Origin of the sequence: Xanthomonas sp. WHRI 8932A, assembly GCF_035012785.1 — a bacterium.
GTDB lineage: Bacteria > Pseudomonadota > Gammaproteobacteria > Xanthomonadales > Xanthomonadaceae > Xanthomonas.
Map to the genome: position 1 here is coordinate 223,086 of NZ_JAYGQQ010000004.1, position 18,604 is coordinate 241,689.

The 18,604-nt window shown below is 67.1% G+C and carries 18 protein-coding genes, 1 tRNA gene and 1 other RNA gene; 9 read left to right on the forward strand and 11 right to left on the reverse strand.

Features of this window, described 5'->3' with window-relative positions; genetic code table 11:
- Positions 1-143 precede the first annotated feature (143 nt).
- The 4 genes from VC212_RS08175 to VC212_RS08190 all read right to left on the reverse strand — a co-directional run bounded on the left by VC212_RS08175 (position 144) and on the right by VC212_RS08190 (position 3,428).
- A tRNA-Gln gene (locus VC212_RS08175) sits at positions 144-220 on the reverse strand.
- Positions 221-223: 3 nt separating this feature from the next.
- Positions 224-1,108 carry a 4-(cytidine 5'-diphospho)-2-C-methyl-D-erythritol kinase gene (gene ispE, locus VC212_RS08180; protein ID WP_323515140.1) on the reverse strand — a complete coding sequence of 295 codons (885 nt, stop codon included), beginning with the start codon at positions 1,106-1,108 and terminating at the stop codon, positions 224-226.
- The gene (lolB, locus tag VC212_RS08185; RefSeq protein WP_323515141.1) at positions 1,090-1,743 is read right to left on the reverse strand and encodes a lipoprotein insertase outer membrane protein LolB; all 654 of its coding nucleotides are present in this window, start codon (positions 1,741-1,743) and stop codon (positions 1,090-1,092) included. Before lolB ends, ispE begins: the two co-directional genes overlap by 19 nt.
- Positions 1,740-3,428, reverse strand: coding sequence for a tetratricopeptide repeat protein (locus VC212_RS08190; RefSeq protein WP_323515143.1), 1,689 nt, complete (start codon positions 3,426-3,428; stop codon positions 1,740-1,742). Before VC212_RS08190 ends, lolB begins: the two co-directional genes overlap by 4 nt.
- Before the next feature lie 65 nt (positions 3,429-3,493).
- Between VC212_RS08190 and hemA the strand changes: the two genes are divergently transcribed.
- The 5 genes from hemA (at position 3,494) to ppk2 (ending at position 9,309) form a co-directional block, all read left to right on the forward strand.
- Positions 3,494-4,792 (forward strand): glutamyl-tRNA reductase, encoded by a 1,299-nt coding sequence (gene hemA / locus VC212_RS08195; RefSeq protein ID WP_055851334.1) that lies wholly within the window; start codon positions 3,494-3,496, stop codon positions 4,790-4,792.
- Complete coding sequence (prfA, locus tag VC212_RS08200; protein WP_323515144.1) at positions 4,770-5,855, forward strand: peptide chain release factor 1; 1,086 nt, start codon at positions 4,770-4,772, stop codon at positions 5,853-5,855. The genes hemA and prfA overlap by 23 nt, the downstream gene beginning before the upstream one ends.
- Positions 5,852-7,558, forward strand: a complete 1,707-nt coding sequence (locus VC212_RS08205) for a tetratricopeptide repeat protein (protein WP_115553119.1) — start codon at positions 5,852-5,854, stop codon at positions 7,556-7,558. Before prfA ends, VC212_RS08205 begins: the two co-directional genes overlap by 4 nt.
- Before the next feature lie 418 nt (positions 7,559-7,976).
- The gene (gene moaB, locus VC212_RS08210; protein ID WP_323515145.1) at positions 7,977-8,495 is read left to right on the forward strand and encodes a molybdenum cofactor biosynthesis protein B; all 519 of its coding nucleotides are present in this window, start codon (positions 7,977-7,979) and stop codon (positions 8,493-8,495) included.
- A 31-nt stretch (positions 8,496-8,526) separates the two neighbouring features.
- Complete coding sequence (ppk2, locus tag VC212_RS08215) at positions 8,527-9,309, forward strand: polyphosphate kinase 2 (protein WP_055851321.1); 783 nt, start codon at positions 8,527-8,529, stop codon at positions 9,307-9,309.
- Here the strand turns inward: ppk2 and VC212_RS08220 are convergent.
- The 4 genes from VC212_RS08220 to VC212_RS08235 all read right to left on the reverse strand — a co-directional run bounded on the left by VC212_RS08220 (position 9,291) and on the right by VC212_RS08235 (position 12,753).
- Positions 9,291-10,520: a hypothetical protein gene (locus VC212_RS08220; RefSeq protein ID WP_323515147.1), complete on the reverse strand. Its 1,230-nt coding sequence runs from the start codon at positions 10,518-10,520 to the stop codon at positions 9,291-9,293. The two genes, ppk2 and VC212_RS08220, sit on opposite strands and share 19 nt — an antisense overlap.
- Before the next feature lie 84 nt (positions 10,521-10,604).
- Entirely contained in the window at positions 10,605-10,871 is a 267-nt protein-coding gene (locus VC212_RS08225) for an acylphosphatase (protein WP_323515148.1), read from the reverse strand.
- Positions 10,871-11,479 carry a TlpA disulfide reductase family protein gene (locus VC212_RS08230; RefSeq protein WP_055851312.1) on the reverse strand — a complete coding sequence of 203 codons (609 nt, stop codon included), beginning with the start codon at positions 11,477-11,479 and terminating at the stop codon, positions 10,871-10,873. The genes VC212_RS08225 and VC212_RS08230 overlap by 1 nt, the downstream gene beginning before the upstream one ends.
- Positions 11,476-12,753, reverse strand: a complete 1,278-nt coding sequence (locus VC212_RS08235) for a YihY family inner membrane protein (protein WP_115527186.1) — start codon at positions 12,751-12,753, stop codon at positions 11,476-11,478. The genes VC212_RS08230 and VC212_RS08235 overlap by 4 nt, the downstream gene beginning before the upstream one ends.
- Positions 12,754-12,863: 110 nt before the next feature.
- Here VC212_RS08235 and wrbA point away from each other — a divergent pair, with 110 nt between their 5' ends.
- The 4 genes from wrbA to ybaK all read left to right on the forward strand — a co-directional run bounded on the left by wrbA (position 12,864) and on the right by ybaK (position 14,853).
- Complete coding sequence (gene wrbA, locus VC212_RS08240) at positions 12,864-13,460, forward strand: NAD(P)H:quinone oxidoreductase (protein ID WP_005988829.1); 597 nt, start codon at positions 12,864-12,866, stop codon at positions 13,458-13,460.
- Entirely contained in the window at positions 13,457-13,801 is a 345-nt protein-coding gene (locus VC212_RS08245; protein ID WP_323515149.1) for a DUF2069 domain-containing protein, read from the forward strand. Before wrbA ends, VC212_RS08245 begins: the two co-directional genes overlap by 4 nt.
- Positions 13,802-13,889: 88 nt before the next feature.
- Complete coding sequence (locus VC212_RS08250) at positions 13,890-14,375, forward strand: asparaginase domain-containing protein (RefSeq protein WP_055851295.1); 486 nt, start codon at positions 13,890-13,892, stop codon at positions 14,373-14,375.
- Positions 14,376-14,379: 4 nt separating this feature from the next.
- Positions 14,380-14,853: a Cys-tRNA(Pro) deacylase gene (gene ybaK / locus VC212_RS08255; RefSeq protein WP_323515151.1), complete on the forward strand. Its 474-nt coding sequence runs from the start codon at positions 14,380-14,382 to the stop codon at positions 14,851-14,853.
- 4 nt (positions 14,854-14,857) lie between these two features.
- Here ybaK and VC212_RS08260 read toward each other — a convergent pair.
- The 3 genes from VC212_RS08260 to VC212_RS08270 form a co-directional block, all read right to left on the reverse strand.
- Positions 14,858-14,932, reverse strand: a non-coding RNA gene (locus VC212_RS08260) — sX9 sRNA.
- Positions 14,933-15,026: 94 nt separating this feature from the next.
- Complete coding sequence (locus VC212_RS08265; RefSeq protein ID WP_323515152.1) at positions 15,027-16,724, reverse strand: S8 family peptidase; 1,698 nt, start codon at positions 16,722-16,724, stop codon at positions 15,027-15,029.
- A gap of 341 nt (positions 16,725-17,065) precedes the next feature.
- A complete protein-coding gene (locus VC212_RS08270) occupies positions 17,066-18,475 on the reverse strand; it encodes a S8 family peptidase (protein WP_323515154.1) in 1,410 nt (469 codons plus the stop codon).
- Positions 18,476-18,604: the final 129 nt, after the last annotated feature.

Here is an 18,604-nt window from a genome sequence, read left to right on the forward strand (position 1 = left end):
GGCGATAGAGCGTGCGGGTGGGTGAAAGAGCAGACGAGCCAAGCCGTTGCCCGGCCGTTCCTCGATCTCCGCACGTGGATGTGCGGGCGTTTGCAGAAGAATCTGCGTCTACAACTCTTGCAGGGCGACCTGCATCGGTACATTGGCAGGGGCGGTAGGATTCGAACCTACGAATGCCAGGATCAAAACCTGGTGCCTTGGGCCTCTTGGCGACGCCCCTGCATCAAACCTTTGTTGCGTCCAGTGCGTCGAGCAATGGCGAGTGCGCTGCACCCTCCACCACCCACGCCCGCAGGCTGCCCGGCAATTGCGCCAGGGCCTGCTCTGCAGCAGCGCGCGTGGCGAATTCGACGAAACACCCACTCCCCGACCCGGTCAAACGTGGCGTGCCGATCTGGGACAACGCCTGGAACACTGCCTCGACGGCAGGTTCGCGGCGCCGCAGGACCGGCTCGAACGCATTGTCGAGCAGAGAACCGGAAGCGAAGTCCGCTATTTTCACGGGCGCAGCATCCCGCGTCAATTCCTGTGATTGAAATAACGCCGGCGTCGGCACGTGAACGCCCGGATCGACCAGCACATAGGCGGCGTCGGGAAGCGCAATCGGGGTGAGTTGCTCGCCCACGCCTTCGGCCCAGGCGTTGTGTCCGCGGACGAACACCGGCACGTCCGCGCCCAGCCGCAGGCCCAGCGCAGCCACTGCATCGACGGGCAAGCCCAGGCGCCATAAGGCATTGAGCGCGACCAGCACGGTTGCCGCGTCCGACGAGCCGCCGCCAAATCCGCCACCGGCGGGAATGCGCTTGTCGACGCGGATCTCCGCGCCCGCCCGTGTGCTGGTAGACGATTGCAGCAGGCGCGCGGCGCGGATCACCAGGTCATCGTCTTCGGCAACGCCGGGCAAACTGTCGCCGATGCGCCGGATCAGGCCGTCGCTGCGCAAACGAAGATGAATGGTGTCCCCCCAGTCCAGCAGCCGGAACACGGTCTGCAGCAGGTGGTAGCCGTCGGCACGGCGCCCGACGATCTGCAGAAACAGGTTCAGCTTGGCCGGCGCAGGCCACGCCGACCAGCTATCCAGCGCTGCCATCAGGGCGATACCGTCCACTGATCGACCAACAGGCGGACCTTGGCGCTGCCGTTATGGGCTTCGATGCGCTGCGGCAGCGCGGGCTGGCCGTCGCTGGCCGGCGCCCAAGCGAGAAATTCGATGGTCCAGCCATCCTGTTGCACGGTGCGTGGGCGCCCGGCAGCGTCGAGATCGACGCGCTGCGCGCCGGCATCGGCAATGCGCAGCGCGCGCACCCAGTCCGGCATCTGATTGACCGGGATGGTCCAGCCGGTCGCTTCCAGCAAAACCTGTTCGGCATCTGGGCCGCTGCGCGGACCGCCGTCCAGCCCTTCGAGCCGACCAGCGCCGGTAGTGGTATCGCCGGTGAGCACCCAGCTCTGCCGGGTCACCGGAGCACTGAGCTGCACGCGGTACTGCGGGCCGTTCTGCTGCCAGTCGATACGCCCGCTGCCGCCGTTGCGGTCCTTGCTGATCGCCACCCGCCCCTGGAACGACCACTGTGGGTGGGCCTGCAACCAGGCCTGGCGCGCAGCTTCGGCGTGACGCGCTTCATCGGAGACGCGCTCGACCACCGCCGCGCCGCCGCCCTGCCCGCGCGGCACGCTGACGCAGCCGGACAGGCCGACCAGCACCAGCCCGCTCAGGGCCAGCGCGCGTCCTGCAGCGCTCATAGCCCGAACTTTTCCACGGCGCGTTGCAGCGCGCGGTTGTCAGGATCCAACCGGCGGGCTTCGTCGAAGTAGCGCCGCGCCTCGTCCTGCTTGCCGCTGACCCACAGCACCTCGCCCACGTGCGCGGCGATTTCCGGGTCCTTGACCAGCGCCCAGGCGCGGCGCAGCTGCACCAGCGCTTCCTTGGTGCGGCCCATGCGATACAGCACCCAGCCATAGCTGTCGACGATGGCCGGGTTGTCCGGGTCGGCGGTGCGCGCGCGATCGATCAGCGCCAGCGCTTCCTTGTAGCGGGTGGTGCGGTCGGCCAGGGTGTAGCCCAACGCGTTCAAGGCCGCGACGCTTTCCGGCTCGGCGACCAGGATCTTGCGCAGGTCGGCCTCGGCGCGCGCCACGTCGTCGCGACGCTCCCAGGCCAGGCCGCGGGCGTACAGCAGCGCGCTGTCGTCCGGATAGGCGGCCAAGCCGCGTTCGAAGGCATCCAGCTCGCCCGGGGCGTCGTCGGCGCGCTGATGCAGCTCGGCTTCCAGCACATAGGCATCGCGACGGGCATCGTCGTCGGCGCTGGCATCGCCCTGCAATGCTCGTACTTCGGCCAAGGCTTCGGGTTTGCGGCCCAGTTCGTATAGCGCGCTGGCGGCGCGCAAGCGCGCTTCGCTCATCTGCGGCCCGCCGGGTACGCCGCGGTACCACTCCACCGCTTCGTCGTAGCGCTTGAGGAATTCAGCGATCTTGCCCAGCAGCAGGCGGCGATCCGGGTCGGGCTTGGTGGCGTTGCTCTTGAGCTCGCCATACAGCGCTTCCAACGCGGTGCGGTCCTTCTCTTTGGCGAGCATCGACGCGCGCAGGCCGTAGGTCTGGGTGTCCTGCGGGCCGGTGGACAGCACGCGCGCGGCCGCCTCGGTCTGGCCCATGGCGTCGTAGGCGAAGGCAAGCGCGCCGCGCAGTTCGGAATCCTTCACTGCCTGCGGTTCGACGTTCTTCAGCAGCGCCAGCGCTTCGTCGTTCTTGCCTTCCTGCTGCAGCTGGGTGGCATGCAGCAAGGCCACGCGCGGCTCCTCGGGGAAGCGGCGCACCACTTCGTCGACGATGCGCTTGGCCAGCGCTGGGCGCTCCATGCGCAGCGCGAGCCGGCCGAACTCCTGCCACACCTCGATCTGACTGGGGATGGCGCCGGCCTTGACCAGGTCTTCGAGCACGTCGGCCGAGGCTTCCGGCTCGCGGCCGCCATTGGCCAGCGCGATCAATGCAAAGCGCCAGCCGCGCGGGTCGGGTTCTTTGAGCAGGCCGAGCAAGTCGCGGCGCGCGGTGCGCAGATCGTTGCGGCGCAGGGCCAACGAGGCTTCGGTGCTGCGCATCGACATCGAGGCCGGCGCGCGGGCGCGCCACAGCGCCAGGGCTTCGATGGCACGCGGGTCGTCATTGGCCAGCATGGCAATGCGGGCGGCGCGTTCGGCCAGACCGGCGTCGCCGGCTTCGGCCTTGGCGGCGTCCAGATAGGCGCGTGCAGCTTCGTCCAGCTGCCCGGCCTGCAAGGCGAATTCGCCGGCGAGCACAGGTTCCAGCGAGGTGGCGCCGGCACTGCTGGCGGGTGGAGCGGGCGGTGCTTTTTTGGGTGCTGCCGTGGCGTTGGCGGACACTGCTACCAGCAAAAGAACACTCAGGATGCGAATCGGTACAGGCATCGGGGGCAACCGGGCCGTAAAATGGGGCCCTGAATGGCCGCCAGCTTATCGCAAGCAACTGAACAATGACGTTGTGGGTGCTCGGACTGAATCACCAGACCGCACCTGTGGACCTGCGCGAACGCGCGGCGTTCGCAGGTGACGCGCTGCCGCGTGCGCTCGAATCGCTGCGAGCCTTGCCGCAGGTGCGTGAGGCCGCGCTGCTGTCCACCTGCAACCGCACCGAGCTGTATGCGATGGCCGACGACGTGCAGGCGCTGGCCGGCTGGCTGGACGCGCATGCGCCGGGACTGAGTAGCTATCTGTACCAGCATCAGGACGCCGACGCGGTGCGCCACCTGTTCCGGGTCGCCACCGGGCTGGATTCGATGGTGCTGGGCGAGCCGCAGATCCTGGGCCAGGTGAAAGATGCCTGGGCGGTGGCGCGCGCGCATGGCGCACTGGGCAGCGGGTTGGATCGGTTGTTCCAGCAGACCTTTTCGGTAGCCAAGCGCGCGCGGACCGATACCCGTGTCGGCGCCAATCCGGTGTCTGTGGCCTCCACCGCCGTGCGCCTGGCGCAGGAGTCCTTTGCCCGGCTCAACGAATCGACCGTGTTGCTGGTCGGCGCCGGCGAAACCATCGAGCTGGCCGCCAAGCACCTGAGCGAAGGCCGCGTGCGGCGCCTGTTGATCGCCAATCGCACCCTTGCGCATGCGCAGACACTGGCCAGCCAGCACGGCGGCTATGCCTTGCCGCTGACGGATCTGGAACGCCATCTGGCCGAAGCCGATGTGGTGTTTTCGGCCACCGCCGCGCGCGAGCCGGTCATCACGCGGGTGCAGGTGGAACAGGCGCTGCGCGCGCGCAAACGCAAGCCGATGCTGTTGTTCGACCTGGCGGTGCCGCGCGATATCGAAGCCTCGGTTGCGACGCTGAGCGATGCCTACCTGTACACCGTGGACGATCTGGAACGCGCGGTCGAAGACAACCGCCGCAGCCGCCGCGAAGCCGCAGACCAGGCCGAGGCGATCATCGACCTGCAGGTGGCGCGCTATGTCGAGACCGTGCAGGCCAACGCGCGCCAGGCACCGCTCAAGCGGCTGCGCGCGTTCGGCGACAGCACCCGCGACGAATTGCTGGCCAAGGCGCGTCAACAGTTGAGCAACGGCAAGCCGGCCGACGAAGTGCTGGAGCAACTGGCGCATGCGCTGACCAATCGCCTGTTGCACCCGCCGACCGCCGCGCTGCGCGATGCCGCGCTCAACAACGACCTGGAATTGACCAGCGCGGCCGACCGGCTGTTCCCGGAAAAGCCCGGTTACCCACATCCCCCTGTAGCTACCCCGATCGTGAGGACTGATGACGCCGACCCTGCGCCGTAAGCTCGAAGCGCTGGCCGAGCGCCGCGAAGAACTGCAGCACCTGTTGTCCGACCCGGACGTGGTCAACAACAACGACAAGTTCCGCAGCCTGTCGCGCGAACTGTCGCAACTGGAGCCGGTGGCCGTGGCGCTGGAAGACGAGGCGCGCGCCAAGGCCGACCTGAGCGCGGCCGAAGCCATGCGCAACGACCCGGAAATGCGCGAGTTGGCCGAAGAGGAAATCGCTGCGGCACAAGCGCGCCTGGACGAACTGGATGCGCAGCTGGCATTGCTGCTGGTCCCAAGCGACCCGCGCGACGACGGCAACCTGTTTCTGGAAGTGCGCGCCGGTACCGGCGGCGATGAGGCGGCGATCTTTGCCGGCGACCTGTTCCGCATGTACGCACGCTATGCCGAGCGCCAGGGCTGGAAGGTCGAGATCGAATCCGACAGCCCCGGCGAGCACGGCGGCTACAAAGAAGTGGTGGCACGCGTGGTCGGGCGCGGCGCGTATTCGCGGCTGAAGTTCGAATCCGGCACCCATCGCGTGCAACGCGTGCCGGCGACCGAGTCGCAGGGCCGTATCCACACATCCGCGGCGACGGTGGCGATCATTCCCGAAGCCGACGACGTGGAAGAGATCGTGATCAATCCGGCGGATTTGAAGGTGGATACCTTCCGTTCTTCCGGCGCCGGCGGCCAGCACGTCAACAAGACCGAATCGGCCATCCGCATCACCCACGTGCCTAGCGGCGTGGTGGTGGAGTGCCAGACCGAGCGCAGCCAGCACGCCAATCGCGACAAGGCGATGAAGCGGCTGAAGGCGCAATTGGTGGAAGCCGAACGCAGCAAGGCCGCGGCCGCCGAAGCGCACACGCGCAAGTTGCAGGTGGGCAGCGGCGACCGCAGCCAGCGCATCCGCACCTACAGCTTTCCGCAGGGCCGCATCACTGACCATCGCGTGGAAGGGCTGACCCTGTACGACCTGCCCAACATCATCGAAGGCGATCTGGATGCGTTGGTGGCACGGTTGCTGCACGAGCATCAGGCCGACGAACTGGCGCGGTTGAGCGACAGCCCGTGAGTGCCAACGTCCCGCGCGAGCTGCTGCAGCTGCGCGAGGCGGTGCAGCGGCAGCCCGGCGATTTCGTTGCGTGGTTGATGCTCGCCGATGCCGAACTCGGCATGGGCGGCATCGCTGCTGGAGAGTTGGCCGTGCAACGCGCGTTGGCCCTGCATCCCGGCCACCCGGAAGCGATCGCGCGGCTTGGGCGCGTGCGTTGGGCGCAACAGCGGCACGCCGAGGCGTCGCGTCTGCTGCAGCAGGCATCGGACCTGGTGCCGCAGCATCCGGGCATTGCGCTTTGGCTGGGCCATGCCTTGGAAGACGCCGATCAGCCGGAGCAAGCGGCAGCGGCCTATACACGCGCGTATCACCTGCTGCCCGACGAGCCATACATCGCCGCGCAGCTGCTCAACTGGCGACGTCGTTTATGCGATTGGCACGGTCTGGATGCCTTGGCCGCGCAGGTCCGCAACGCCGTGGCACAGGACGCGGCGGCGGTGGAGCCGTTCGCGTTCCTGAGCGAAGACGCCACTGCGGCCGAGCAACTGGCCTGTGCGCGCACGCGTGCGCAGGCGATCGCTTCAAGCCTGCAGCCACTGCCACCAGTTGCGCTACGCAGCCGCGGCGGGTTGCGCGTGGGCTTCGTATCCAATGGCTTCGGCGCACATCCCACCGGTGTGTTGACGGTGGCATTGTTCGAGGCATTGCAGCGACGCCAACCGGAGCTGCAGCTGCACCTGTTTGCGACCAGCCAGGACGACGGCAGCGCGATTCGCGCGCGCTTGACGCAGGCCACGACCCTGCACGATGTCACCGCGCTGGGGCATCTGGCCACCGCGCAGCACATCCGTGCGCAGGGCATCGACGTGTTGTTCGATCTGCGCGGCTGGGGCGGTGGCGGACGCCCGGAAGTGTTCGCGCTGCGGCCGGCGCCGGTGCAGATCAATTGGCTGGCATACCCGGGCACCTCCGGTGCGCCCTGGATGGATTACGTACTGGGCGACGCGTTTGCATTGCCATCATCGTTGGCGCCGTTTTACAGCGAGCAGGTGCTGCGCTTGAACCGCGCGTTTCAGCCGTCGGACACCACGCGCACGCTTGGCGAACCGCCGTCACGCACCGCCTGTGGGTTACCCGCGCAGGGCACGGTGTTTTGCTGTTTCAACAATAGCTACAAACTCAATCCGCGCAGCATGGCGCGCATGCTGGCGGTACTGCATGCGGTGCCCGGCAGCGTGCTGTGGCTGTTGTCGGGGCCGGGCCAGGCCGATGCGCGGTTGCGTGCGGCAGCACAGGCGCAGGGCGTGGATGCGCAGCGCCTGGTCTTCATGCCGAAGTTGCCCCACCCGCAGTATCTGGCGCGTTACCGGCACGCGGATCTGTTTCTGGATACGCATCCTTATAACGCGCACACCACCGCCTCCGATGCGTTGTGGGCGGGTTGTCCGGTGCTGACCACGCCCGGCGAGACGTTTGCCGCGCGGGTGGCGGGCAGCCTCAATCAGCATCTGGGGTTGGAAGAGATGAACGTGGCCGACGACGCGGCGTTTGTGGCCAAGGCGGTGGCGTTAGCGAGCGATGCGGATGCACTGGCTGATCTGCGTGCGCGGCTGGCTGAGCAACGGCAGCGCAGTGGCGTTTTCGACATGGATGGGTTTGCGGACGATCTTGCGGCCCTGCTGCAGACGATGGCGCGGGAGCGTGGTTGGTTGGGGGTTTAGATGTCGGCCAAACACTGCCGGTGGACCTGCTCCCTTCTCCCGTCGGGAGAAGGTGGCGCGCAGCGCCGGATGCGGATGCGGATGCGGATGCGAGCAAGCCTGCAATGCGCAGACTGCAACTGGTTGCCGATGCTTGGGGCTCTACTGATCGCTGCTGCCTTGTGCTCACCCATGTAGCAAGTGTTCCCATTGAGGCTTCGCCCGTACCCTCACCCCAACCCCTCTCCCGCAGGAGAGGGGTTTTTTTCACTGCGCGCTGAGAGTCGCAGCGCGCGTAGTGGCTGACGCTTGATAGTCCAACACTGATCGACGTCCAACATTGAACGAATTCCAGCAGTGATCGATCTCCACCGCTCGGCTTCCTTCAAATTCACACTACGGCGCTGTACCCGGCCGCTGCAGCTGGTTACGCTGCGGCATGCCTTCTACTCCAGACTTCATTCCCCTGCGCCTGTGCGTGCTGACGGTGTCCGACAGCCGCACGCTGGCCGACGACCGTTCCGGCGATTACCTGGCCGACGCCCTCACCCAGGAAGGCCATGTGCTGCACGACCGTGCGCTATGTCCGGACGACCGTTACCGCATGCGTGCGGTCGTGTCGTCGTGGATTGCCGATGCGCAGGTGGACGGCATCCTGGTCACCGGCGGCACCGGCTTTACGGGCCGCGACAGCACGCCGGAGGCGATCACACCGCTGCTGGACAAGATCATGCCGGGCTTCGGCGAGATGTTCCGCGCCATCAGCGTGGAAGAAATCGGCACGTCTTCGCTGCAATCGCGCGCGTTTGCGGGGCTGGCCAATCACAGCTTCGTGTTCTGCCTGCCCGGCTCCACCTCGGCGTGCCGCACGGCGTGGGAAAAGATCGTGCGTGCGCAGCTGGATGCGCGCACCAAGCCATGCAATCTGGCGACATTGCGTCCACGGCTGGGCGAATAGCCTGCGCGTTCGATCGTTGAACGGAACCCGCATGTCGCACCTGAAACGCAAGGCCTACAAAAAGTTGCTGGCACCGCTGCAGTTGGAGCTGGTCGGCATGGCGCGCTGGCTGCGCCACACCAATCAACGCGCCCTGGTGCTGGTGGAAGGCCGCGACACCGCCGGCAAGGGCGGCGTGATCCAGACCATCGCCAGCCATCTCAACCCGCGCCAGTGCCGGGTGGTGGCGCTGCCCAAGCCCAACGACCGCGAAAGCACGCAGTGGTATTTCCAGCGCTATGTGACGCATCTGCCGGCCGGTGGCGAATTGGTCCTGATGGACCGCAGTTGGTACAACCGCGCCGGCGTGGAACGGGTGATGGGCTATTGCACCGACGCGCAATACGAGGCGTTTCTGGAGCAGGCACCGCGCTTTGAACAGATGCTGGTCGATGACGGCATTCTGCTGTTCAAGTACTGGTTGTGCGTGGACCAGGCCGAGCAGGAAGAACGCTTTGCCGAGCGTCACGAAGACCCGCTCAAGGGCTGGAAGCTGTCGCCGGTGGATCTGCAATCGCGCACCAAATACGACGATTACACCGCCGCCCGCGAGCGCATGCTCGAAGTGACCCATATCCCGGATGCGCCGTGGACGCTGGTGGACTTCAACGACCAGAAACGTGGCCGGCTGAGCCTGATCCGCGATCTGCTGGATCGGCTGCCGGACACCGCGGTGCCCGACGAGCCGCTAGCGCTGCCGCCCTTGCACGGCAAGCCGCACAAGGAGCGCTACGGCGTGCTGGAACCGATCGACGATTACGCCGGCCAGTCCTGAGAAACTTCGTCGCTGGCCGTGGTGGCGCGCGGCAGCGGATGCAGGCCGGCCTGACGTTCGGCCTGCTCGGCCTGCAGCACCAGCTGGCTCAGGCGCTGACTGAACAACTGCATGAAACCGCGGTGCAGCGGGCGCATCGCTTCCATGTAGTCCACATCGTCAGCCTGCGCGCCGAGCGGGCTGCAGGACGACAACAGCACTTCGTCCAGCCGTAAGGCGCTGTCGGGCAAACGGACCAGCGCAGCGCGACGCAACCAGTCGCGCATGCCTTCGCGGTATTCGGCGGCCAGGATGTAGGCCACTTCGACCTGGTCCAGGTCCACGTCCGGGTTCCATGCCAGCACCTGGATCACCTGCGAGCGCTCGTCCAGCATGCGGCCTTCAGCCACCAATGCATGCAGTTGCTGCAGCAGCCGCCACTGCACGCCGGCCGCGTCGCGTTGTGCGGTCGGCATCGCTTCGATCGCCAGTGCCAGGCGGCGCGAGAACAGGGCCGGTACATCGGCCAGGACCACCGGGCCCGCATCGGCACCCAGCAGGAAACGCTCGGTGCGCAGCGCGGCGGTGTCCGGCAGATAACCGTCCTGCAGCGGGCGCATCACACCGTGATCGAGCAGCGACAGCACCACGTCGAGCCAGTAGCGGCGATCCTGATGCAGCGCGCGGTTGGCCGAGGCGTTCTGCCAGGCGGTGCGTCCCTCGTCCAGACGTGCGATGCAGGCCTGGGCATCCATTCCATCCCACGGCGCGCGGGTGGCATCGTTGGGGTCGAAAGTTTCGGCACTGAGCATGCCGGCGCCAAAGCGGTGCCAGGCGGCGCCACGCTGGGTGTCGGTCGGGTCGAGGCGGGGGGTGGCAGGCGCGACCGGAGCCGCCGGGCGCAACAGCGCCGCGTAGGCATCGGTCCACGATTCGGGCAGGCGTGCCGACATCGGGTAGGTCGCCGCCGGCTGCGCCAGACCGCGACGCGCCAGACGCAGGCTCCACGCCACCGCACCGATCACGATGCCGCCAAACGTCCACGCCAGCAGCCAGCTGGTAGTTGCCTGTTCGGGCTGCAGTACGCGGGTGGACGGCTGCACAAACAGCAACCAGCCACTGCCCAGCAGCGCGCCGAGATACAGCCACGGCCCGAACTGCGTCAGCTGGTGATTGCGGCGATGTGCCGCCGGAGCGTGCCCGTCGTTGTGATCTTGAGATGGAGCGGCCATTACATTCCCCTGAACGCCTGATCGCGTTGAGAAGGTTATCGGCGAAGCAACGCAACTCTGTTGCCCCGCCGTGGCGGCACGCACTCAGCCAGTTACAAATTCTTCAGTCGGCGGAACCGCACACGCCGTGCGTGTCACCGATGTCACCTGCGCCGCTGGCGGGCCTTGCCACAGCCAGGTTTCCAACGCATCCAGTGCGGCCTGGCTGCCGACGGCGACCACCTCCACGCTGCCGTCCGGCTGGTTGCAGGCGTGCCAGCACACACCCAGCGCCAGCGCGCGCTCGCGGGTGGAGGCGCGGTACCACACGCCCTGCACTGTCCCGCTGACCACAAAACGCGCCGCCTGCATCACCCCGCCTTGCCGGTGATGCCGACCGCCGCTTCGATGTCGCGGGCGGTGACCGGGCCGAGGAACTGCTTGGCGACCTTGCCGTCCGGGCCGATCAAATAGGTCATCGGCAAGCCGCGTGGCGTGGCGAAGTCCTGCGGCGGCTGATACGGGTCCAGGATCGCCACCGGGTAGGACACCGGGTGATCCTTCAAAAACGCCTGCATGTCGGCGGCGGTGATGTCTTCGTAGGCTAGGCCCACCACTTCGACGCTGTCGCGCATGGTGTGCAGTGCCGACAGCTCCGGCATTTCCTTCAGGCAAGGCGCGCACCAGGTGGCCCAGAAGTTGACCACCACCCACTTGCCGCGATGCGCGGCCAGGTCGTAGGTCTCTCCCGACACTGTGGGCAGCGACAGCTTCGGCATCTCGGCGGTCTGCTGCACCACCGAGGTGTTGGCCGCGCTGGCCGGGTCAGCGGCGGGTTTTTCGGGTGTCTGGGTGGCCGTGGCAGGCGCTGCCGCCGAATCGGCCGCAGCGGGCGTGCCCTCGCCGGTGGGCTTGCAGGCGGTCAGCAGCAACAGCGGCAACAGCAGCGCGCACGCGCCGCGCACAAGACGCATCGTCATGGAGGATCTCCGGGGAGGTGGGTGTAGAGGTCGCCGACCGGTTGCGCCAGCACGCCGCGCAACGGTTGACGCAATTGTTCCAGCGCCGCGGCGGCGGCCTGGCCGTAGGCATCGTCGCGGCACGGTAGCGGGCGGTCTTCGATCGGCACGCGCAGCTGGCAGTTTTCGTAGAGTTCGGCCAATGGCACCACGTCCAGATCGCGCGCCAGCAGCCATTGGCCGCGCTCGTCGCGCCGCAGCAGGCGGATGCGTTTGAGCTCGCATAGCAGCTCCTGCATCAGCGTGTCGGTGAGCATCGGCTCCAGCGCAAGAATGCGGTCTTCGTCCAGGCCGTTGCCGTGGATGCGTGCCTGCCGGAAACGGCCGAGCAGACGCAGCAGGCCATAAATTTCGAAGCCCGGCGGCAGGCGCATGGCTTCTGGCTGATAGCGGAACGCGGACATCGACGATGCCAGCGACGCGCCCAGCAACACCGACACCCAGCTGAGATAAATCCACAGCAGCAGGATCGGCAGCGCCGACAGCGCGCCGTAGATGCGCTGATAGGTCTGGAAATTGCCCAGATAGAAGCCGAAGCCCCATTTGACGATCTCCATCAGGATCACCGCCAGCAGCGCGCCAGGCAGCGCGTGACGCAGGCGCACCACATGCTGCGGCACCACGCGGTAGATCAGCACGATGCAGACGAACTCCACCGCCATCGGCGCCAGCCGCCAGGCGAATTCGGCCAGCCACTGGCCTTCGGTGGTGCGGAACAGCGGTAGCGCGAACACATAGGCCGCCATCGCCATCGAGGCGGCGGCGAGCATCGTGCCCAGGGTCAGCACGGTCCAGTAAATCAAAAACCGCGTCACCTTGGGCCGCGCGGCAGCCACCCGCCAGATGCTGTTGAAGGTCTGTTCGATGCTGTGCAGGGTGATCAACAACGAGGCCACCAGCGCCACCATACCGGCGACGGTGAACTTGCCCAGATCTTCCAGCGAACGGTTGAGATAGTTCTGCACCGAGCGCGCAGCGCCGGGCACGAAGTTGTTGAAGATGAAGTCGGTGAGCGCGTCCTTCCATTCGTTGAATGCAGGAAACGCCGACAACACGCCGAACACCACGATTGCCAGCGGCACCAGCGCAAACACCGTGGTGTAGGCCAGCGAGGCCGCGGCCTGGAACAGGCGGTCGTCCAGAAAGCGGCGCCACAGAAAGCGCCCGAAGCTCACCGTCCGCGCGCGATCGCGCAGACGCTCTTTCCATTGGTGGAGTTTGTTCACACGCGACATCGCGCAAGGGTACCCGATGCGCCGTCATCGCGGCCTTGTCGCACCTGCGGCGTGCAGGCAGGCGGCGGCATGGCCGATACTGCGGCAACTCAACAGGCGGCAGAGGCACGATGGCGGAGATTCTGGTGCTGTATTACAGCCGTGGCGGCTCGGTGGCGCGGCTGGCGCGGCAGATCGCGCGCGGCATCGGCGAGGTGCCGGGCATGAGCGCGCGGCTGCGCACGGTGCCACCGGTGGCTGCGGTCACCCAGACCAGCGCCCCACCGGTACCGGACGAAGGCGCGCCGTATGTGGACCGCGCCGATCTGGCCGAATGCAGCGGCCTGCTGCTGGGCAGCCCGACCCGCTTCGGCAACATGGCCGCACCGATGAAACACTTCCTCGACAGCCTGGGCGCCGAATGGGCCACCGGCACCCTGGCCGGCAAGCCGGCAGGCGTGTTCACCTCCACCGCCTCGATGCATGGCGGCCAGGAATCCACCCTGCTATCGATGCACCTGCCGCTGCTGCACCACGGCTGCTTGATCGTCGGCATCCCGTTTACCGAGGCCGCGCTCAGCCACACCACCAGTGGTGGCACCCCGTACGGCGCCAGCCATGTGTCCGGCGCCGGTGGCGACCCGCAACCCAGCGAGGACGAAGCCCTGCTGGCGCGCGCGCTCGGCCGCCGCGTGGCCGACATCGCGCGCCGGCTGGCCGCGCCGTGAGCCTGCGCGCCGTGCATTGGCTGCTGACGTTTGCGCTGCTGGCGCTGACTGTGGTGTACGTGATCTGGTTTCACGACGACCCGCGTCGCACCGCCGCCTTGCTGGTCTTCGCGCTGCCGCCGGCACTGACCGGCGTGCTGGCTGTGCGCAGTGCCCGTGCCCGCTTCTGGGCCGGCACCTTTGCGCTGGGCTGGTTCAGTCACGGCGTGATGGCGGCCTGGAGTCAGCCCCACGTCCGTGGGCTGGCATGGCTGGAACTGCTGCTGGCGCTATTGGTCATCGGGTTGGTCAGCGGGCCCGGCGTTGCCGCGCGCTTCGGCAAAAAACGCATCCCGCGCTAACGGCTGCGCCCTGCAGGGCGCGCCGCCGCGCCGTATCATGACGGCCCTCGCGCGGCCTGCACCGCGCACGCTTGAAGGATCCGCAGCAATGGAAGACCTCCTGATCGTCACCACCGGTGGCACGATCGACAAGATCTACTTCGACGACAAATCCGACTACCAGATCGGCGACCCGCAGATTGGCCAGATCCTCAAGGAGCTGGGGGTGACCTTCCGCTTCTCGGTCATTCCGATCATCCGCAAGGATTCGTTGCACATCACCGAGGCTGATCGCGAGCTGATCCGCGCCACCATTGCCGCCCAACCGACTCGCCACGTGTTGATTACCCATGGCACCGATTCGATGGTGGCAACCGGCAAGGTGCTGCAGTCGATCGCCGACAAGACCATCGTGATGACCGGTGCGCTCAACCCGGCGCGTTTCCGCGGCTCGGATGCGGAGTTCAATATCGGTTGCGCGGTCGGTGCGGTGCAGTCGCTGCCGGCCGGCGTGTATATCGCCATGAACGGGCGGATCTGGAATCCGGAACAGGTGCGCAAGAACGTCGCTGCCAACCGTTTCGAATCGCTCTGAGGTCATGAGCAAGGCCACTCGCGCGACCAAGGCGTTGGACGCTGCCGGCGTGGCCTACGTGCTGCACCCTTACGACTATCAACCCGACGCAGACGCCAAAGGCCTGCAGGCGGCAACCGCGCTTGGGCTGGCACCGCAGACGGTACTGAAAACATTGATGGCCTGGGTCGACGACCTGGCCGTGTGCGCGGTCATTCCCTGCAACCGGCGCCTGTCGCTGAAACAACTGGCCAGCGCGTGCGGCGGAAAGTCCGCACGCATGATGGACGTGGCCGATGCCGAACGCCGCACCGGCTACAAAGTGGGCGGTATCAGCCCGCTCGGTCAGCAGCGGCAGGCGCCGGTGCTGATCGAAGCCACCGCGCTGGACGCACCAGCACTGTGGATCAATGCCGGCCAGCGTGGCTTGTTGCTGGAATTGCCCGGCGCGCAGCTGTTGCAGGCCCTCACTGCACGGGCTTGCGTGCTGTGCGAGTAACAGCGGCCAACAAACCGTAGCGCAGCCGTCAGGTCCGCATGGACGGCATGCTCAGCACCGGAACGTACGCGTGGTACAGACCGCACCCAGCATCGGCCGCGCCCACCTGGTGGCGAGCGCAGCCGGTGTCTCGGCGGTCTTAAGCCGCATCGGGAGCCGTACTCCCGCGATGCTCAGTACGTCGCCGTGACGCTGACCCCTGAAAACGCCAGCGTCGCCTTCAACCGCACGTAATACGTGCCGGCCGCCGGTGCGTTCAATGTGCAGCTGTCGGCATTGCCCGGCAGCAGGCTGCGGCAGGTGTAGGCGGTGTCGGTGGGCAGTGCAGCTGCGCGTAGCGACAGATCCGCATTGCCGCTGCCCCCGTTGAGCGCCACCTTGAGCGAGCGCGTACCGGCCGGCACGTTGATCTGGTAATACAGCACATCCGACTGCGCTGCACTCAAACCGGTACGTGCCACATTCCTGGCCAAGGTGGTCGACGCGATCACCGCCGCCACCGCGCCATCGGCATTGACCAGCCCCGCACCGCACCCCTGCGTGCAGGCAACCGGCAACGGCCGGGCGCTACTTTTGAGCAGGGCTTTCACCATGGCCGGCGTGAGCGGATTCAGCGCCACCGACTGCATCAGCGCCACCACACCAGCCACATGCGGTGCAGCCATCGAGGTGCCGCTGTACGACGCGTACGCCGCATTCCCCGGCACCGTGGTGCCGCTATTGAGCGTGGAGACGATGGCCTGCCCCGGCGCTGCAATATCCACGCCTTTGCCGAAGTTGGAGAAGCTGGCCTTGGCGCCCGCCGAGGTGGTGGCCGCCACTGCGATCACGTTCGGGCAATTGGCCGGCACGCTGGTGGCCACATCCATATTGCTGTTGCCTGCCGCCACCACCACCGAGCTACCGCGCGTCACCGCACCGGCGATGGCCGTACTCAGCGTTGTCGAACAATTCCCCGCACCACCCAGCGACAGATTGATCACCGTGGCCGGATTCGGATTGGCCGGCACACCGGTGACTTTGCCGCCCGATGCCCAGACGATCGCATCGGCGATATCGGACATGTACCCGCCGCAGCGGCCCAATACGCGCAGCGGCAGCACCTTGGCATTGAACGCCGTGCCGACCACGCCGCCGGCATTGTTGCCGACCGCCGCCACGATGCCGGCCACATGCGTGCCATGCCAGCTGGAGCTGGAGGCGGACGCACCTGGCCCGCATTCGTTTGCCGCCGTCCAGTCGCCCTGGTCGGCGGCAGTGGCGTCGCGCGCATTGCCGTCGCGCGCCGTCGCCGGGTCGACGATGAAGTCGTAGCCGGGCAGCACATTGGCGTCCAGATCCGGATGTTTGGTGATGCCGGTATCGATCACCGCCACCACGATGCCCTTGCCGGTGGTGCGGTCCCATGCCGGCCGGATGTTGAGACCGGCGGTGCTGGTGCCCATCGCCCACTGCTGGGGCACGCCGGGATCGTTGGGCACCAGCAAGGGGCGCATCAATACGTCCACTTCCACACGTTTGACGGCCGGGTCGGCGGCAAGGCGCCGCATCAGGCTTTCCGCATCCACGCGATCCAGTTTGCGATCGGCCACCAACAGCATCGGGCCGGTGCTGAGCCGGCGCGTGGCGGACAACCCCAGCGCGCGCCCGCGCTGTGCAGGCACGGCGCTGGCGATCTCGCGCCACGGCGCAGACAGGCCGGTCGCACGGCTGCTGCCGACACGGTCCTTGTAGCTGACGATGAAACGTTGATGGGTGGAACTGGACGCCAGCCCTTGCAGGCTGACCTCGCCGGCAGTGGCATAAAACGTGCAGGACAACGCACAGACAAACGCAGCGTGGCGCAGCACACCAACCGAGACATGCGACATGGATCAACCCTCCCCAAGGAGCTGAAAATTCAGAAGACAACGCGCTGACGCCCTCTGCGACGCGCGCTGCCTGATCGTGGGGCGGTTGCACACGGCCATGCCTCACGTGCGGTGGCTATCGGCGCGCCGTTTGCGGGGCTGAAGCGGCAGCAAGGCAGCGCCATGCGCTTTGTTCAGCCATTGCCGCCGCCGGTTGGCCGACGCCCAGTCGTGGCCTATGCCCAAACGCACACTGCCCCGCCGAAGCGGGGCAGTGCAGGATTCAAAACACCGACAGCGGCGTCGGGGCCGGCCCGACGTCGATGCCGGCGGTCAGGCCGGCATCGCGCCTCGCCTTCGCCTTACGGGGTCTGGCTGACCGCACCCGCCGCGTTGACGATACCGGCGCCGCAGCCGCCCGAGCAGGCGCCCGGCAACGGACGTGCGGTGTTCTTCAACAGGGTTTCCACTGCCGCCGGCGTCAGCGGACGGCTGGCCGCCGATTGGACCAGCGCAACCACGCCGGCCACGTGCGGGGCCGCCATCGAAGTGCCGTTGTAGGACGCGTAGCTGGCGCTGCCCGGCGTGGTGGTGCCGCTGTTCAAGGTCGACAGGATCGCCGAGCCCGGGCCGGAGATGTCGATGGTGGTGCCGAAGTTGGAGAAGCTCGAACGCGCACCGGCCGAGGTGATCGACGCCACCGAGATCACGTTGGCGCAGCTGGCCGGGGTGAAGTTGGCCACGTTGGCATTGCTGTTGCCGGCCGCCACCACCACCGTGGTACCGCGCGACACCGCACCGTTGATGGCGTTCTGGTAGGTGCTGGAACAGGTGCCGTTGCCGCCCAGCGACATGTTGATCACCTCGGCCGGATTGGCGTTGGCCGGTACGCCGGACACCGTGCCGCCGGAGGCCCACACGATGGCGTCGGCGATATCGGAGGTGGAGCCGCCACACCGGCCCAACGCGCGAACCGGCACGATGCGCGCATTGAATGCGGTGCCGGCTACGCCGGTGTTGTTGTTGGTGACTGCGGCGATCGTGCCGGCCACGTGGGTGCCGTGCCAGCTCGAGTTGGAGGCCGGTGAACCCGAGAAGCACTGGTTGGCCGTGCTCCAGTCGCCCTGGTCAGCCGGATTATTGTCGCGGCCGTTGTTGTCGCGCGCCCGCGTGGCATCGCTGATGAAGTCGTAGCCCGGCAGCACGTTGGCATTGAGATCCGGGTGACTGGTAATGCCGGTGTCGATCACCGCCACCACCACGCCGGTGCCGGTGGCGGTGTCCCAGGCCGGACGCACGTTGATGCTGGACGAGGTGGTGCCGAAGCCCCACTGCTCGGACAGCCGCGCGTCGTTCGGGGTCAGCGTCGGATACATGATTTGATCGATTTCCACGTAGTCCACGCTCGGATCGGCGGCGATGCGGCGCATCAGCGTCTCGGCTTCAGCACGGTCCAGGCCACGGCTGGCCTTGAGCACTTCCGACCCCAGCGCGGTGCGGCGCACGTGGCTCAGACCCAACGCGCGACCGGCGCGGGCCGGCACGGCGGAGGCGACCGAATTGAGCGATGCGCGCATCGACGTCGGGCTCACTGTCGGGCTGCTGCCGTCCTTGTACTTGACGATGAAGCGGTCCAGCGTGGGCTGCGATTCCAGACCGGACAGATTGACCTGACCGGCAAACGCCGGCACGGCCAGCAGGGAGGTCAGCGCGGAAACACCCAGCACCACCAGTGCGCGTGCAGGTGCACGACGTTGCGACACATTGGACATCGATCGTTCCTCAAGAAGTAGAAGTGCCGCAGTTGCGGCGAGATGACCGAGCCCTTGCCGCAACACCGCGGATCGGGCCGGACGAAACGGGCGCTGGCGCCCGTCGAAACGACTGACCGGCGTCCATTC

Coding starts and splice junctions, on each gene's coding strand:
- lolB (WP_323515141.1), bottom strand. CDS start 1,743: ATGAGCGCTGCAGGACGCGCGCTGGCCCTGAGCGGGCTGGTGCTGGTC.
- VC212_RS08190 (WP_323515143.1), bottom strand. CDS start 3,428: ATGCCTGTACCGATTCGCATCCTGAGTGTTCTTTTGCTGGTAGCAGTG.
- hemA (WP_055851334.1), top strand. CDS start 3,494: ATGACGTTGTGGGTGCTCGGACTGAATCACCAGACCGCACCTGTGGAC.
- prfA (WP_323515144.1), top strand. CDS start 4,770: ATGACGCCGACCCTGCGCCGTAAGCTCGAAGCGCTGGCCGAGCGCCGC.
- moaB (WP_323515145.1), top strand. CDS start 7,977: ATGCCTTCTACTCCAGACTTCATTCCCCTGCGCCTGTGCGTGCTGACG.
- ppk2 (WP_055851321.1), top strand. CDS start 8,527: ATGTCGCACCTGAAACGCAAGGCCTACAAAAAGTTGCTGGCACCGCTG.
- VC212_RS08220 (WP_323515147.1), bottom strand. CDS start 10,520: ATGGCCGCTCCATCTCAAGATCACAACGACGGGCACGCTCCGGCGGCA.
- VC212_RS08225 (WP_323515148.1), bottom strand. CDS start 10,871: ATGCAGGCGGCGCGTTTTGTGGTCAGCGGGACAGTGCAGGGCGTGTGG.
- VC212_RS08230 (WP_055851312.1), bottom strand. CDS start 11,479: ATGACGATGCGTCTTGTGCGCGGCGCGTGCGCGCTGCTGTTGCCGCTG.
- VC212_RS08235 (WP_115527186.1), bottom strand. CDS start 12,753: ATGTCGCGTGTGAACAAACTCCACCAATGGAAAGAGCGTCTGCGCGAT.
- wrbA (WP_005988829.1), top strand. CDS start 12,864: ATGGCGGAGATTCTGGTGCTGTATTACAGCCGTGGCGGCTCGGTGGCG.
- VC212_RS08250 (WP_055851295.1), top strand. CDS start 13,890: ATGGAAGACCTCCTGATCGTCACCACCGGTGGCACGATCGACAAGATC.
- ybaK (WP_323515151.1), top strand. CDS start 14,380: ATGAGCAAGGCCACTCGCGCGACCAAGGCGTTGGACGCTGCCGGCGTG.
- VC212_RS08265 (WP_323515152.1), bottom strand. CDS start 16,724: ATGTCGCATGTCTCGGTTGGTGTGCTGCGCCACGCTGCGTTTGTCTGT.
- VC212_RS08270 (WP_323515154.1), bottom strand. CDS start 18,475: ATGTCCAATGTGTCGCAACGTCGTGCACCTGCACGCGCACTGGTGGTG.